The following is a 14,287-nucleotide window of genomic DNA, read 5'->3' on the forward strand; positions in this document are numbered from 1 at the left end:
ATTTTCTTAATAAATACATATGAATAGTTATGATATATCCTTGTAACAAAAAGCTACAATTTTAAACTTCTTTAAAATCAATCGATTCACCGCTCAAATATTCGCCAGTAGAAAATAATCTTTCCCCTGTCAAGTCACAGTCCATAAAATAGCTCCCGTTTTGCCTGGCAAGACAAACTAATAATAATTTTCAACAACATAATTTATCGCGCAACAATAACCCTTTACGGCCCTTAACCTGTCCGTACAGGTTTATTTTTTGCAACACCAAACCAATGTTATAGAAAACAGAACGATACATCATGCACAAGCAAAAATACCTGCCTGTAGCCGCCGCATTGCTGTTTAGCCCGGCGCTGCTAGCTTCAACCAGCTTTAATTTTTCACCCGATGCAGTTAGCACGAATATTTCCACCAGCGTTTTAAACGGAGAATCTAAAGAGCTTGTTTATAATCAAGGCGATGGCAGTAAATTAAGTGAACTGAAATGGAAAATCAAAAATACCCCTATTATTAAAGGCGGTATTAGCTGGGACGCACAGCGCTACATCACCCTCAATGCTAACGGCTGGACAACCTTCGCCTCTCGCGGCTCGCATATGTCCGACTATGACTGGCAAACGCCAGGCCAGAGTCACTGGAGCGACAAATCTACCCACCCGGATACCAGCCTGAATTATGCCAACCAGTTCGATCTTAACCTGACCGGCTGGCTGTTAAAGGAACCTGCTTATAACCTCGGCATCGTCACCGGTTACCAGGAAACGCGCTATAGCTGGACAGCGAGAGGCGGCTCATACAATTATTTCAACGGCAAACTTGTCGGTGAATTCCCCGCCGGGAAACCGGGGATTGGTTATAGCCAGAAATTCAGCGTGCCTTATATTGGGCTGACCAGTAGCTACCGCTATCAGGATTTTGATATTGCAGGGCAATTTAAATTCAGCCCGCTGGTTAATGCCCAGGATAATGACGAGCACTATATGCGTCAGCTTAGCTTTAGCGAAAAAAGTAATCATTCTAATTATTACGCCGCAACCGTCTCCGCCGGTTATTACGTCACGCCAAATACCCGGCTGTACACGGAATTAACCTGGACGCGTTTTTCCGAAGCAAAAGCTTCAACCAAAACCCGCAATAATAATACCGGAGAAACCTGGTCTCAGAGCAGCGGGTCAGCAGGCCTGAGTAACGACAGCTACACCTATGGCGTCGGCGTGCAGTATCGCTTCTAAAAGACTGCTACTAAATGGTTTTATTCATCAGGGGTCTGCCAGCGCGCAGACCCTTTTTCCTATCTGTGCTATAACTCAGCGGCTTATTTTCAGGGAGATGACCATGCGACAAAGAGTGATTGCCTGCCCGATTATCCAGAATCAGGGTCAATATTTGCTGTGCAAAATGCCACAAGATCGCGGGGTGTTTCCCGGCCAGTGGGCGCTGTCCGGCGGCGGCATTGAGCCAGGTGAAACCATGGCAGAAGGACTGCGGCGTGAGATCAGGGAAGAGCTGGGCGAAGCGCTTATTATCTCGCACATCGAGCCGTGGACCTTCCGCGACGACGTGCGAGTGAAAACCTACGCCGACGGCAGCCGGGAGCAGGTGTACATGATTTACCTGATGTTCGACTGCATCAGCGAAAACCGCGAGATAATCCTTAACGAAGAGTTTGAGCAGTACGCGTGGGTCAGCCCGCAGGATCTGGCGAACTACGATCTGAACGAAGCCACAGCCGCGACGCTCCGCGATAAGGGGCTGCTTTAAAGCATTGGGCAGCCCGAAAGCTGCCCGGTACGACTAGCGCATTGCGTTGTATATCGCCTGCTGAATTTTGACGGTCTGCTCATCCACCGGCTCCGGCTCCAACCCCTGGGCAGTCGCATCTTCATAGCGCTGCTTCTGCGCCGCCAGGCGCAGCTGAGCGCGCTCTACCTCCTCTTTTTGACGCTGTACTGCAGGGGCCGAGCTGCAGAAGCTGGCGAGAAATTGCTTTCTCAGCGAAGTCAGTTTTTGCCCTTTCTTCATGCCTAACTCAGTAGAGCCAATCAGCCTGCGGCAGGGCCGGGTTTCATCCATTTGCGGGCGGTATTGCAGCAAAATGGTCAGCACATCGCGGTCGTCTGCCGCCAGCGCCTGCTCGGCAAAATAGACTTTCCAGTTCATTCCGCCCTGCATAAACAGGCGCACAATGCGGGCGTCGTTACGGTTAATCGCCGCCCGCAGGTTATTTTCGTCCCAGGTGATGCCCATATTGGCGAGCATATCCCGCGGGCTGTTGGCCTCCGGCCGCTCTTTCTGCTGCACCGGCGTACTCACAATTGGCGGAGCCACCGTCACCTCAGGCTTCGAAGAGGCATCACTCAACAGATAGAGGCCAATCACCGCCACTGCCACCACCACAATCCCTACCGATGCCCACAGCGCGGTAGAGATCATGTCGGTAGTATCATGCTGTTTTTTGGCCGTGCGCGGGTCATAACGCTCAATGGATTCTCTGATCTCTGCCGGATCGCCGCCCTGGGCCGCATGATTTTTACGCGCCTGTTCAAGGTAGCTTTGCAGCGCCACATCATCCGCGTCCAGCAGCGAGGAAGGATTCACTTTAGTGCGGCCTTCACTAAAGGCTTTTTGTACCGGGCCGCTGATTTCACCGTAGTAGCTATCCAGCAAAGCCACCTGCACGCTCGTCAGCGGCTGCTTGTGCATCAGGTCGTTGCGGATTTGACGGGTGCCATCGAGGAAAATTTGCAGGGTTTTACGCTGGTCGATAAGAAAACCCAGCTGAGGCGAGTTTTGGTAAACTTTGGCGTAGTGATGGGCGAACTCTTTCTTATCCACCAGCATCAACGCCAGCTCGCTGAACTTCATGCCGCTCAGCACGTCGCCCCGCTCACCTCGCTTCAGCCAGCGGCGAACTTTGTCAGCCCCAAACTGGCTTTTTAGCTGATTAACCAGCTCCGCCTGGTTTTCCCACGCCTGATTGACCAGCCCTTTCAGCATCAGTTCAATGGCGCGCATCTGCTGCTGGGCGCCTTTCTGTAGCCCGTCAACGTCGGAGGAAAGCTCGGTGGAATAGCCCAGCAAGGGCTGCTTGAAGCGCACATGCTCCAGGTAACTGGTGAACCGCAGGGCGGCGAGGAGCTGGTTCTGGCTAACCTCCTGCCCGCTTTCGTACTGCGGCACCAGCTGCTGCAAATGGCGCAGCAGCAGCGTGAATTGTGAAATCTCAGCGTCGTTAAGATTCAGCCGCTTGGCCACCGCCCCCCAGCTGCCGAGCGCCATACGAGCCTGCTCCAGTTGCTGGAAAAACCATTGCGGATCTTTGCCTTCGGCGGCACGAATATTCAGTAACGGCAGGATCTGAAGCGAAGCCTGCCGAATAATCCCCAGACACGTCTCAAAGTGCTCCCGCATCTGCAATGTTGCGCTGCTCATGATAGTCCTTTGTCGATGTCCGGCCTTTGTTGCCGAACGCAGAAAAAACGGCTTTTTTCCGCCCCAGGCGGCTATTTTTTATGGTTATTAATGCCAAGGCCAAACTTCGCCATTACAGCCGAGTGTAAAACAGCCCGGCAGGAATCAATGGCGATAAAAAGAGCGATTTAGCCGGGCATTTTCAAATCTCACATTCGACGATTTCGCCCAATCTTTTCAGGGCCGCCTCGGTAACGGCGTTGAACGGCAAAGAATAGTTCAACCGCAGGCAATGGCGATATTTTCCAGAGGCCGAAAACAGCGAGCCGCTCGCAATATGGATTTTTGCCGCTTTCAATGCGCTGCCCAGCCGCACCGCATCGACTTCTTCCGGGAGTTCAATCCACATCAAAAAGCCCCCCTGAGGCCGACTGACGCAGATCCCGCAGGGGAAATATTGCCGCACGCGGCAGGTAAACACCTCCAGATTGCGCTGATAGTGCTGGCGCATACGCCGGATATGGCGGTGGTAATGCCCGTTGCGAATAAAGGCCGCTACCGCCTGCTGGGTGAAGGTCGCGCTGCTGCCGGTGCCGATATACTTGGTGTGCAGCGTGCGGTCGAGGTAGCGTCCCGGCACAATCCAGCCCACGCGCAGCCCCGGTGCCAGCGTTTTTGAAAACGAACTGCACAGCAGGACGCGGCCATCCACATCCAGGGATTTGATCGTCATCGGGCGCGGGTATTCATAGGCCAGCTCGCCGTAGACATCATCCTCGATGATGGCAATATCAAAGCGCCGGGCAAGGTTCATCACCGCTTTTTTACGCGCCTCCGGCATGATGAAGCCAAGAGGATTATTGCAATTGGGTACCAGAATCACGGCTTTGATGGGCCACTGTTCCAGCGCCAGCTCGAGTGCTTCCAGGCTAATACCGGTAACGGAATCAGTAGGAATTTCAACTACTTTAACACCGTAACCGCGCAGCATCTGCATGGTGCCGTGGAATGAAGGCGACTCAACCGCCACTATGTCCCCCGGCTCACACACCGCGCGAATCGCAATCGACAGTGCTTCATGGCAGCCGTTGGTTACCACGATCTCATCGGCATTCACCACGCAGTTGCTGTCCAGCATCAGGCGGGCAATTTGCTCACGCAGGGCTTTCACGCCGAACATGCCGTCGTAGCCCAGCAGCTCAGGCTCCTGGTACTGCGCGAGCCGCCCCATTTCTCGCCACAGCGGTTTCATCGTCGACTGGGTGAGATCCGGCGATCCGCTGCCGAAGGCGATCACTTCGCAATCCTGCCGGGAGTTCACCAATTCCAGCACCGCATCCCACTGCGTCACTTCCACCGGGCGCTGCACGGGACGCGTTAGGCGCGGCACAGGCGGCACGGCTTTGCGCGGCGAAACAAAGTAGCCGGAACGTGGTTGAGGGGAAATCAGCTGCTGGTCTTCCAGGACGTGATACGCCTGTTGCACGGTGCTGATACTGACGCCGTGTTCGCTGCTCAGGCTCCGCACCGAGGGCAAACGCTCCCCGCTTTGATAAAGCCCCTGCTCAATACGCTCAGCCAGCAGCGTGGCGAGATGTTGGTAACGCGTCATGCTGTATCCTCACCGGAAACCATACAGAAGGAAAAACCGATACAGAATGGCGCAAAAAATGCCATTCAGCTCATGTTTTAGCCCTTCTGTATGTTAAAGAAAAGTAATTTTTGAATCTGTCTGCTTTTGCCCGCTGGCCCCATGATTACTCCCAGGCAAACCGCGAGGAGTCACAGCATGGGTTTTGAAGAGAACCACCATCGCAGACCGTTTTATGGCCTGGTAATGCTTTACCAGTATTTTCGCCGCAGCCGCCAGCGCCGCCAGACTTTACGGGCGCTGCGCGAGCTTAGCCCGGAACAACTCAGGGATATGGGGCTGACGAGGGATGATTTATCCCGCTGGGAATAACACATAAGCGGTGCCACACGCTGGCACCGTTTTTTATTTACTGCTATCAAAGAGCACCCCCAGTAAAAATGAGTCACAGCTCCATGCAACTTCTCACCTCTCGCCTGGCGCTCAGCCAAATCACTGAAGCTGACTGGCCACTCTTCAACTACCTGCAGCAACAGCCGGAGGTAATGCGCTACGTGGCTGATAACCTACCGGAAGCAGAGATCCGCCAGGCTTTTGACGCCCGTCTTCCCGACTGGCAGCCGGGCAGCCGCCACTGGCTCTGTATGGTGATGCGCCACCGCAAAACCGGCGTGCCAATTGGCGTTACCGGTTTTATCCTGCGCGAGGACGATATCGCGGAGGTCGGCTTTTTACTCGACCCGTCGTTTCACGGCCAGGGCTATGGGTATGAATCGCTGTACGAGGTGTGTGCCTTTGCGTTTGCGGAGGTCGGCATCCGCAAGCTTGTGGCCACGGTCACCGCCGGAAATATTCCGTCGAAGAAAGTGCTGGAAAAAGTCGGGTTTCAGCAGGAAGGTACGCTGCGGGAGAACTATTGGCTGAATGGACGCTGGCAGGATGACTGGATTTTTGGCCTGTTGGCTCGGGAATTCATATAAAACACGGGCCGCACAAGGCGGCCCATACTGCGTGATTCAAGACTTAGTTGTAGATTTCAGCCACGCCGTACATTTTGTTATCACCGCCGGCGGAAACAATGCGGATAGACTTCGCGCCTGCCTGCTCGGCTTTCTGCTGCAGCTGGTGTTGCAGGCTGTCGAGGTTAGACGCGCCGCTGACCGATACGGTGCCCATTTTCTGGCTGACTGCTGGCTGGGTTTCCGCAGCGAAGCCGGAGAAGGAAGCAGCGAGAGTCATAACTACGGCAAAATATTTGATGCTTTTCATGATGGTTACCTTTGCGTTTTGTTTAGTTGGAAGGCTGACTGCCTTCGATGAGATAAGAATAGCGCCGCCGTGCTTTGTTTGTTAGCGGAACAATTCGCTTATCTATTTCAAAAAAACTGAATACAAAGTAGCCATCATAAAAGCGACACAGGCAAAGCCCAGTCACCAATTCCAGCGCACGCCGACATTGCCGGTCACTACCCGCTGGCGCTCGCCGCCGAAGTTTGTCAGGTAGCCTGTCGTCGCATAAAGGCTGCCGTTCTGGCTCATCTGCGCCACCAGCCCCGCCCCGATTTGCCCGGCCGTTTGCCCGACATTGCTGGCGATCGTTGTGCTGCCATCGAAAGCCGTTTCATCATCCTGGCCGAATGACCGCAGCACGTTGGCGCGCAGATAAGGCTTCCAGTTCACGCCATTCGCCTCAAAGGCCCACTGCAGCCGGGCTCCAACCCGCCCCTGCCAGGTATTGCCGTTGTTCCAGCGGATGTCTGAGATACCGTCATTCAACGAATCCAGCGAAGTTCTTTGCCAGACCAGCTGTGCCTGGGGCTCAAGCGTCACCCCTTCGCCGAGGGAAACGGGCAGCCCCGTCTCAACAGAGCCGGTCACCGCATTGCCGTTGGAAGAAGCATTCACCTCGTTGACCGAGTTAGTATTCAACCGCAGCGCGCTGCCCATTAACACCGCGTCCGTATACCAGCCGGAAGCCGCAACCCTTGTCCAATAGCCACCGTAGCTGTAGTTATTCAGCTGCAGTTTGCCGACGCGCATGCCCTGTTTTGCCAGTGCAAAGCCGTCGACATCCCCGGTCGCTCTGGAGAATCCGAACAGCACACCGAGGTGATGCGTCGCCCCACTATCCTCAGTGGCGGTATACAAATCCTGCCCCAGCTGCAGCCCCCACAATGTGCCATTGAAGGACGGATTCACATCTCCACTTTGATGAATATCCGCGTGGCTTCCCCAGCTTCTGGCCCAGAAGGCCGGGGCTTTGTTATCGCCGTTCAGCAGGCTCTGCTCGCCCTGACGGTCGTGGAAGGTGTCGATCTGCTGCAGGTTAAGCTGGCGGGCAACGGCAGGCGCTTCGGCATACAGCGCAACTTCTGGCCGGTAGACGTTCAGCGTCTCATTGCCGTGAGAGGCATCCACGATGGACTCAGGCGTTTCTTCCGCCGGGGTGACCGACGTTGTCGAATCCGGCACAACCGTATTGCGCAGATACCAGCTCCCGCCGCTGCCGTCGGAGACACCGCCTCTGGCGAGGTAATAGGAATATGCCCCGGCGCTGACGGTACCCCCTGAAAGATTGAAGGCATTCGCCGTGCTGGTTGCGCCGTTAGTGGCCTGCACCACCTGAATACCGTCTGCCGTAGTTTGCGCCCCGGCACCGCCGATATTAGTGACCTTCAGCGTGCCGCTGCCCGAAGCGCTACCGCCGATGAGGATAAGCTTATCAGACGCAGCCCCATCACTCGCCAGGACCGTATTCAGCGCAATCACGCCGTTCTGACCGCTATAGTTTCCGGCTACGGTCAGGCTATTCCCCACCCCGCTACCAGCCAGCTGAACAAGCCCCACGTTGGTCAGGTTGCCGTTAATCTGGAGATTGCCCTGCGGGCCAGCAGAAAGAATCGGCAGCGCATTTGCTACCGCCAGAGTTCCGCTGTTCGTCACGTCACCATTCACCGTACCATAACCACCCAGCGTGGCTCCGGCCGCCACGGTGGTGCCGCCTGCAGCTGCCGCAGAGGTGTGAGCGCTGTCGCCTAAAACCAGCGTACCGGCATTAACAGCCGTGCCACCCGCATAGCTGTTAACGCCGTTGAGCACCAGCGTACCGCCGCCCAGTTTAGTTAACGCACCAGCCCCCGTAATCCCCTGCCCAACAACGGAAGTGAATCCCTGAGTGTCAAACGTCCCGTTATTGGCAGTCACTGACATCGCACGGGATGTCGCAAGATCGAACGAACTGCCGAGCTGAAGCGTGCCACCGTTAAAGATAAGCCCACCCGTAGCTGCACCGAGCGCACTGTCTGTTGCAGCCTGCAGCGTGCCGCCGGTCAGCGTCGTCCCCCCGCTGTAAGTATTTGCCCCCGTCACCTGCAGCAGGCTGCCACCGCTTTTCTCAACAGACCCGCTGCCGGTAATCTTCCCCGAATAGCTGCCGTCGCTGTTTTGCAGGAAACGCACCAGCCCGTCATTAGAGACCGAAAGCGGCAAGTTGGTTGAGTTCGCTTGTAGAGTCGCGCCGTTGCTTACCGAAGCTGTTACGGAAGCCGTACTGGTACCTAGCGTGCCGGTAAGATCCAACGTTCCGCTCTGCACGAGGGCAGTGGTAAACGAGCCAGTACCCGCCCAGGTCCAGTCGCTGCCGGTCATGGTCAGCGTCTGGAAATTGGTAAAGGCGTTAGAGGAGGTGCCCGTCCCTTCTAATGTCACAGAGTTATTGCCTCGCCCACCATCGGCCAGGCCAACAATTTGCGAGCCGGTCTGGAGGATCAGCGAAATGCTGCCGTTGCCGCTGAGAATTGCCGTGCCGCTTCCGCCCTGAATCAGCCCGGCGTTGGTGATGGTGATATTACCGTTAGTCGAACGAATACCGATGCCGTTATTGCTGACGATCTGCCCGCCAGCCAGGTTATTGATCGTAGTGTTAAAACTGCTGCCGAGCGTGTTCGCTACCACGCCGTCCACGCTGCCGCTGGAAGAGGCGGTACCCGTGGTCTGAATCAGGCCGCTGTTATTTAGCGTGGCGTTGTTGCCCTGCAAAAACACCGTGGGCGCATCTCGTCCGGAAGTGGTCAGCGTCCCACTGTTGTTCACCGTGCCGCTGCCGCCCAGCAGAGAAATAGCCCTGGCGTTATTCCCTGATGTGGAGATAGTGCCGGTATTGGTGATGGTATTTCCTGCAGCGCCAGGATTGCTCTGCCCCCAGGCCGCGGTCATGCCGTAAGAATTGTTACCGCTGGTGGTGATAGTGCCGTTATTGATCAGCGTATTGTTATTGCCGTTAGCGGCCATGCCGTCGTTGTAGGCCCCGGTGGTGGTCAGCGTGCCCGTCGCACCATTAGTCAGCGTATTACCGTTATTCACGCCCAGCAACAGCGCCCCACGGTTCGCCACGCCCGTGCCGTTATCAGAGAGAGTCAGCGCCCCGGCGTTGTTGATATTGCTGCCGCTGTCCACCGAAAACGGCGTCGCCTGGGTAATCAGCGAGTAACTCCCGGTCACGGTGGAATCGAGGTTAATCGTGACGTTATTGCTGCCTGCGGTGGCAACCACCGGCGGAATACCCGAGCCGCTACAGGTCACGGTGTCCCCGCTATTCGGCGTTGACGACGAACAGGCGGCGGTGGCAGAAAAGGGAAGCGCGCCGGTTAAACCGGCCAGACAGACGGGAACCAGAGTCAAAGCCTTGTATTTCATGTTTACTCTCGCAGCAAGAAAGATAAACAAAGGGTTGGCGTTCCCTGCGGCCTCGCGGTGAGACGGGCAAATTGTCCAATGGTGTTCCTGGGGCAGAAGAAATCCGCACCCGGCACTTAACTATAGAGCCAGGTGGAGATTTAAGAGGCTGATGAGGCGGGTTTTATCGGCTTATTTCACCGAAAAGAGAGCGCGGTCAGAATTCCGTGCGGGAGAAGCCGGTCATCTCGGTCAGTTCCATCTCGCGACCCAGGGCGGTCATCGGATGGACAATCACCAGGCCACGCACGCTTTTCTTGAGCTTGCCCATATCGGCCTGCTCTTTTTTGGTAATTGCACGCTTGTACGGCAGCGCCACCAGCTTCTGCGCTTCTTTGCTCAGTTTCTGGTTGCGCACCGCCTGCAGGCGAGCGATTTCGATTTCCAGCTTCTGCCGCTCTTTTTCCAGCTCGGCATATTTTTCCGCTTCGTTGATCAGGTGCAGGCCTGGCATTTCGTGGCGGATAGCGTCCAGACGGTCGCTAAGGCGTTTAATTTCTGCTTTTTCGATTTCTTTCATTTTGACTTACCGTGAATAAAGATGGCTTGCTGGCAAGGATACACGATCCTGAGGGACAGGGCGAAAAGCGGCTATTTCTGGAAGGCTTTTTTTAAGCTGATCCGGGAGATCAGCTCTGTCAGGGAAAGGACCATTGTGGAACGAACGATTTGCATGTAGCGCTGACGCTGCATCGCCAGCAGCTCAGGATCGCTGCCGTCAACGAAGGTCGGCGTCGGCGGCAGCGCCGTGACGCAGTGCAGCTCGCCAAACGGGCCAAGCATTTCATCATCGGTGAAGCTGTACTCGTTGCCGTCGTGGTTCAGCTCTTCCCGGAGCGCCATGAGCAGCTCGCAGTCTTCATACTCGGCGCGGTTCAGCACGCCCAGCCCGTAGATAAGCTTCAGGCGTACCGACAGGTCGCCCAGCGGGCCGTCGCCGTCCAGCAGTGGCTCAACCGCATATTTCACCGCGTAGTCGTCCTTGCGGAACACCTGCAGCACCAGGATATTTACCGCTTCGGTTAACAGCTCGACGGCAGCAATCAGCAGGCTTCTTACGGTTTTGCCGGCATTCAGTCGCTCAAGCACGCGGTTTTCAAAGGCCTGGGTTTCTTCCATTTTTGCCTGCATCACTAAACATGTTTCAGGCGCGGCATCCACCGCGCCTGCATAGGGTTACGCTATGGCGTTATACGCCTTCACCGCCTCAGCCACGGCTTCGCTGTTCGCATCCAGACCGGACACTTCCGCCAGCGCCGCCTGCGGACCTTTCGCGGCCAGCAGCTGTTTCAGCTCCTGCGCCTGCGGGTCCTGCTCGCTGTGGTAGTGCATTGCCGCCGCAATCCCTTTGATCAGGTTCACGTGAGGCAAGCCGTACTCAATCGTGCCCAGCAGTGGCTTAACCAGGCGGTCACCCGCGCTGAGTTTACGCAGCGGCTGGCGGCCAACGCGTTCCACGTCATCCTTCAGATACGGGTTTTCGAAACGGCCAAGGATTTTCTTGATGTACGCGGCGTGTTTGTCGGCTTCAAAGCCGTAGCGCTTAATCAGCACCGCGCCGCTCTCTTCCATCGCCCCTTTCACTACGGCGCGCACTTTCTCATCAAGAATGGCATCGCGGATAGTCTGGTGCCCGGCCAGCTGACCGAGGTACGCGGTTATAGCATGCCCGGTATTCAGCGTGAAGAGCTTGCGCTCGACAAACGCCATAAGATTATCAGTAAGTTCCATGCCAGGAATGTTCGGCAGGTCACCTTTAAACTGGGTTTTATCGACAATCCACTCGCTGAAGGTCTCCACGGTCACTTCCAGCGGATCGTTGGTGGCGGATTCAGACGGCGGCACGATGCGGTCAACCGCAGAATCGACAAAGCCAACGTGCTGCTCAACCCAGGCCCACGCCTCGGCAGACAGCGCTTTCTTGACGTGCTCTTTCAGCTGGCTGGTACCGCGCACCATGTTTTCACAGGCGATGATGTTCAGCGGCGTTTCGTTGCCGTTCGCGCGGCGCAGCTCCAGGCCTTTGGCAAGCGTTGGCGCGATGCGTTCCAGCACAACCGGGCCAACGGCGGTGGTGATCAGATCAACCTGAGCGATAAGGGCCACAACGTCGTCGCCAATGCTGCTGACGGCATTCACGTTGGAGACGGTATCAATCTGCTGCTGCTCGCCCACTACGTGAACCTGGTAGCTGTGACGCGCGTTCAGGGCATCCAGAACCACCTGGTTTACGTCGGCAAAAGTCAGCTGCAGACCGGCGTCTGCCAGCAGTTTACCGATAAAGCCACGACCGATATTACCTGCACCAAAATGTAATGCTTTCATTGCGTTAACCTTCCTGATTATTTCACCCGTGAGGGCTGGGGTAAGGATACTTTATGCGAATCCCCTCACCCTAGCCCTCTCCCCAAAGGGGAGAGGGAATAGACAGACCAACATCTCGATATCGCCTCTTCCCCAAGGGGAGAGGGAACATCCAGAACTCCCCCTCTTTTCCCCCTCGCCCCTCCGGGGAGAGGGTCGGGGTGAGGGGCAAGCCCTTACTTCTTACCGGCCAGCAAATCCAGCACTTCCTGGACGCTGGTGGTGTGCGCCAGGCGCTCAATCACCGACTCATCATCCAGCGCGTTGGTCAGGCTGGTGATCACCTGGATGTGTTCGTTATTGCGGGCAGCAATCCCGATCACCAGGCGGGCCACGTCTTCCGGCTCTTCACCAAAGTGAACGCCTTCCGGGTACTGGCAGAACACCACGCCGGTTTTCAGCACGCGGTCTTTTGCTTCTACGGTGCCGTGAGGAACCGCGATACCTTCGCCCAGGTAGGTCGGGGTCAGTTTTTCGCGCTCAAACATCGCGTCCACGTATTCCGGCTGCACGTAGCCGCCGTTCACCAGTTGCTCACCGGCAAAGCGAATCGCTTCTTCTTTGTTGCTGGCTTTCAGGCCAAGGAACACGTTACCCGCGCCCAGCTTGAACACTGCGTCTTCGCTGGAAACAAAGCTGTCTTCCAGGCTGTGCATGACTTTTTCTTCTTTCTGACTCAGATTCTGAGAAGCTAGCAGACGCTCAACCAGGTTGGCGTACAGGCTGCTGTCGAGGAAATTGGTCAGGGAGATATGCTGCGCCTGCGGCACCTGGCGCATCGCACGCTCGGTCAGGTCGCGGTGGGTAATCACCAGGTCAACGTCGTCCGGCAGGCTGTTGATCGCGCAGTTGGTCACGGAGATATTTTTCAGACCAGCGTCGCTCACTTTCTTACGCAGCACGCCTGCGCCCATGGCGCTGGAGCCCATACCTGCGTCACAGGCAACGATGATTTTACGCACGTGGCTCAGGTCGTTAGACAGGCCAGCACCTACCGCCAGCGGCGCTGCGCCACCTTTGGATTCGGCTTTCATTTCCTGCATACGGCGAGCCGCAGCTTCGATGTCGTCTTCTTCTTTCACTTTGCTGGTTTTCAGCAGGATGGCGGAGACCACGAAGGAAACAATCATTGCCGCACAGATAGCCGCGATGTTAGCGAAGTACGCGCCTTTCGGCGTCATTGCCAGTACCGCCAGGATGGAACCAGGGGATGCCGGAGACACCAGGCCGCCGTTCAGCACGGTCAGGGTGAACACGCCGGTCATACCGCCGAGGATTACGGCCAGGATCAGACGTGGGTTCATCAGCACGTACGGGAAGTAAATTTCGTGGATACCGCCCAGGAAGTGGATGATAGCCGCGCCGCCAGCAGACTGCTTGGCGTTACCGCGCCCAAAGAACATGTACGCCAGCAGAACACCCATACCCGGACCCGGGTTCGCTTCAATCAGGAAGAAGATGGATTTGCCCAGCTCGTGGGACTGCTGAATACCCAGCGGCGAGAAGATACCGTGGTTGATGGCGTTGTTCAGGAACAGGATTTTCGCCGGTTCTACAAAGATAGACGCCAGCGGCAGCATGTCGTGCACAACCATGAAGTTAACGCCTGCTGCCAGAACTTTGGACAGGACTTCAACCGCAGGGCCGATGCCGAGGAATGCCAGAATCGCCAGGATCATCCCGATGATACCGGCAGAGAAGTTGTTCACCAGCATTTCAAAGCCGGATTTGATTTTACCGTCGACCCATTTGTCGAAGTGCTTGATTGCCCAGCCGCCCAGAGGACCCGCAATCATTGCGCCGAGGAACATCGGCATATCTGCACCAACGATAACGCCCATGGTGGTGATAGCACCGACTACGCCGCCGCGGTCACCGCCAATCAGGCGACCACCGGTAAAACCGATCAGCAGCGGCAGCAGGTAAGTGATCATCGGGCCTACCAGCTTCGCCAGCGTTTCGTTTGGCAACCATCCGGTAGGAATAAATAAGGCCGTGATAATACCCCAGGCGATAAACGCCCCGATATTTGGCATAACCATATTGCTGAGGAAACGACCAAAGCTTTGCACTTTGATCTTGATATCGGATGACATACACATACCCCTTGTTGGTGTTCCGCGCTGAAAAGCAGCCCGAGGTTTATTGTTAACGTAGCGGCAGGGTCGCCGGCCTTATTCAGTA

General features: G+C 56.0%; 12 protein-coding genes. 4 read left to right on the forward strand and 8 right to left on the reverse strand.

Features of this window, described 5'->3' with window-relative positions; genetic code table 11:
• Window positions 1-302 precede the first annotated feature (302 nt).
• Window positions 303-1,235: an omptin family outer membrane protease gene (locus tag LH86_RS04220; protein WP_039298629.1), complete on the forward strand. Its 933-nt coding sequence runs from the start codon at window positions 303-305 to the stop codon at window positions 1,233-1,235.
• Window positions 1,236-1,338: 103 nt separating this feature from the next.
• The gene (gene nudI / locus LH86_RS04225; protein ID WP_039298630.1) at window positions 1,339-1,764 is read left to right on the forward strand and encodes a nucleoside triphosphatase NudI; all 426 of its coding nucleotides are present in this window, start codon (window positions 1,339-1,341) and stop codon (window positions 1,762-1,764) included.
• 33 nt (window positions 1,765-1,797) lie between these two features.
• Here nudI and LH86_RS04230 read toward each other — a convergent pair whose 3' ends face one another.
• Both LH86_RS04230 and LH86_RS04235 read right to left on the reverse strand, forming a co-directional pair.
• Window positions 1,798-3,435: an STY4199 family HEPN domain-containing protein gene (locus tag LH86_RS04230; protein WP_039298633.1), complete on the reverse strand. Its 1,638-nt coding sequence runs from the start codon at window positions 3,433-3,435 to the stop codon at window positions 1,798-1,800.
• A gap of 181 nt (window positions 3,436-3,616) precedes the next feature.
• Window positions 3,617-5,026 carry a PLP-dependent aminotransferase family protein gene (locus tag LH86_RS04235; RefSeq protein ID WP_039298636.1) on the reverse strand — a complete coding sequence of 470 codons (1,410 nt, stop codon included), beginning with the start codon at window positions 5,024-5,026 and terminating at the stop codon, window positions 3,617-3,619.
• Between the two features lie 177 nt (window positions 5,027-5,203).
• Here LH86_RS04235 and LH86_RS21875 point away from each other — a divergent pair, with 177 nt between their 5' ends.
• Together LH86_RS21875 and LH86_RS04240 are read left to right on the forward strand one after the other, a co-directional pair.
• The gene (locus LH86_RS21875) at window positions 5,204-5,377 is read left to right on the forward strand and encodes a DUF1127 domain-containing protein (protein ID WP_008458678.1); all 174 of its coding nucleotides are present in this window, start codon (window positions 5,204-5,206) and stop codon (window positions 5,375-5,377) included.
• 83 nt (window positions 5,378-5,460) lie between these two features.
• Window positions 5,461-5,985 carry a GNAT family N-acetyltransferase gene (locus tag LH86_RS04240; protein WP_039298639.1) on the forward strand — a complete coding sequence of 175 codons (525 nt, stop codon included), beginning with the start codon at window positions 5,461-5,463 and terminating at the stop codon, window positions 5,983-5,985.
• Between the two features lie 43 nt (window positions 5,986-6,028).
• On the opposite strand, the gene LH86_RS04245 is transcribed toward LH86_RS04240, so the two are convergent.
• The 6 genes from LH86_RS04245 to LH86_RS04270 all read right to left on the reverse strand — a co-directional run bounded on the left by LH86_RS04245 (window position 6,029) and on the right by LH86_RS04270 (window position 14,199).
• Window positions 6,029-6,274 (reverse strand): DUF1471 domain-containing protein, encoded by a 246-nt coding sequence (locus LH86_RS04245; protein ID WP_008458685.1) that lies wholly within the window; start codon window positions 6,272-6,274, stop codon window positions 6,029-6,031.
• Between the two features lie 162 nt (window positions 6,275-6,436).
• Window positions 6,437-9,700, reverse strand: a complete 3,264-nt coding sequence (locus tag LH86_RS04250; protein WP_197061701.1) for an autotransporter outer membrane beta-barrel domain-containing protein — start codon at window positions 9,698-9,700, stop codon at window positions 6,437-6,439.
• Window positions 9,701-9,896: 196 nt separating this feature from the next.
• Complete coding sequence (locus tag LH86_RS04255; RefSeq protein WP_008458687.1) at window positions 9,897-10,259, reverse strand: YibL family ribosome-associated protein; 363 nt, start codon at window positions 10,257-10,259, stop codon at window positions 9,897-9,899.
• Window positions 10,260-10,330: 71 nt separating this feature from the next.
• Complete coding sequence (mtlR, locus tag LH86_RS04260) at window positions 10,331-10,870, reverse strand: mannitol operon repressor MtlR (RefSeq protein ID WP_008458691.1); 540 nt, start codon at window positions 10,868-10,870, stop codon at window positions 10,331-10,333.
• A 45-nt stretch (window positions 10,871-10,915) separates the two neighbouring features.
• Window positions 10,916-12,064 (reverse strand): mannitol-1-phosphate 5-dehydrogenase, encoded by a 1,149-nt coding sequence (gene mtlD, locus LH86_RS04265; protein WP_039298643.1) that lies wholly within the window; start codon window positions 12,062-12,064, stop codon window positions 10,916-10,918.
• Between the two features lie 215 nt (window positions 12,065-12,279).
• Window positions 12,280-14,199 (reverse strand): PTS mannitol transporter subunit IICBA, encoded by a 1,920-nt coding sequence (locus tag LH86_RS04270; protein ID WP_039298646.1) that lies wholly within the window; start codon window positions 14,197-14,199, stop codon window positions 12,280-12,282.
• Window positions 14,200-14,287 lie beyond the last annotated feature (88 nt).

It is taken from the genome of Cedecea neteri (assembly GCF_000758325.1).
Taxonomy (GTDB): Bacteria; Pseudomonadota; Gammaproteobacteria; order Enterobacterales; family Enterobacteriaceae; genus Cedecea; species Cedecea neteri_B.

Excerpts from the sequence above, each read along its gene's own strand:
- mtlD (WP_039298643.1), bottom strand. The coding sequence starts at position 12,064 with ATGAAAGCATTACATTTTGGTGCAGGTAATATCGGTCGTGGCTTTATC.
- LH86_RS04245 (WP_008458685.1), bottom strand. The coding sequence starts at position 6,274 with ATGAAAAGCATCAAATATTTTGCCGTAGTTATGACTCTCGCTGCTTCC.
- LH86_RS04240 (WP_039298639.1), top strand. The coding sequence starts at position 5,461 with ATGCAACTTCTCACCTCTCGCCTGGCGCTCAGCCAAATCACTGAAGCT.
- LH86_RS04235 (WP_039298636.1), bottom strand. The coding sequence starts at position 5,026 with ATGACGCGTTACCAACATCTCGCCACGCTGCTGGCTGAGCGTATTGAG.
- LH86_RS04230 (WP_039298633.1), bottom strand. The coding sequence starts at position 3,435 with ATGAGCAGCGCAACATTGCAGATGCGGGAGCACTTTGAGACGTGTCTG.
- LH86_RS21875 (WP_008458678.1), top strand. The coding sequence starts at position 5,204 with ATGGGTTTTGAAGAGAACCACCATCGCAGACCGTTTTATGGCCTGGTA.
- nudI (WP_039298630.1), top strand. The coding sequence starts at position 1,339 with ATGCGACAAAGAGTGATTGCCTGCCCGATTATCCAGAATCAGGGTCAA.
- LH86_RS04255 (WP_008458687.1), bottom strand. The coding sequence starts at position 10,259 with ATGAAAGAAATCGAAAAAGCAGAAATTAAACGCCTTAGCGACCGTCTG.
- LH86_RS04220 (WP_039298629.1), top strand. The coding sequence starts at position 303 with ATGCACAAGCAAAAATACCTGCCTGTAGCCGCCGCATTGCTGTTTAGC.
- mtlR (WP_008458691.1), bottom strand. The coding sequence starts at position 10,870 with ATGCAGGCAAAAATGGAAGAAACCCAGGCCTTTGAAAACCGCGTGCTT.
- LH86_RS04250 (WP_197061701.1), bottom strand. The coding sequence starts at position 9,700 with ATGAAATACAAGGCTTTGACTCTGGTTCCCGTCTGTCTGGCCGGTTTA.
- LH86_RS04270 (WP_039298646.1), bottom strand. The coding sequence starts at position 14,199 with ATGTCATCCGATATCAAGATCAAAGTGCAAAGCTTTGGTCGTTTCCTC.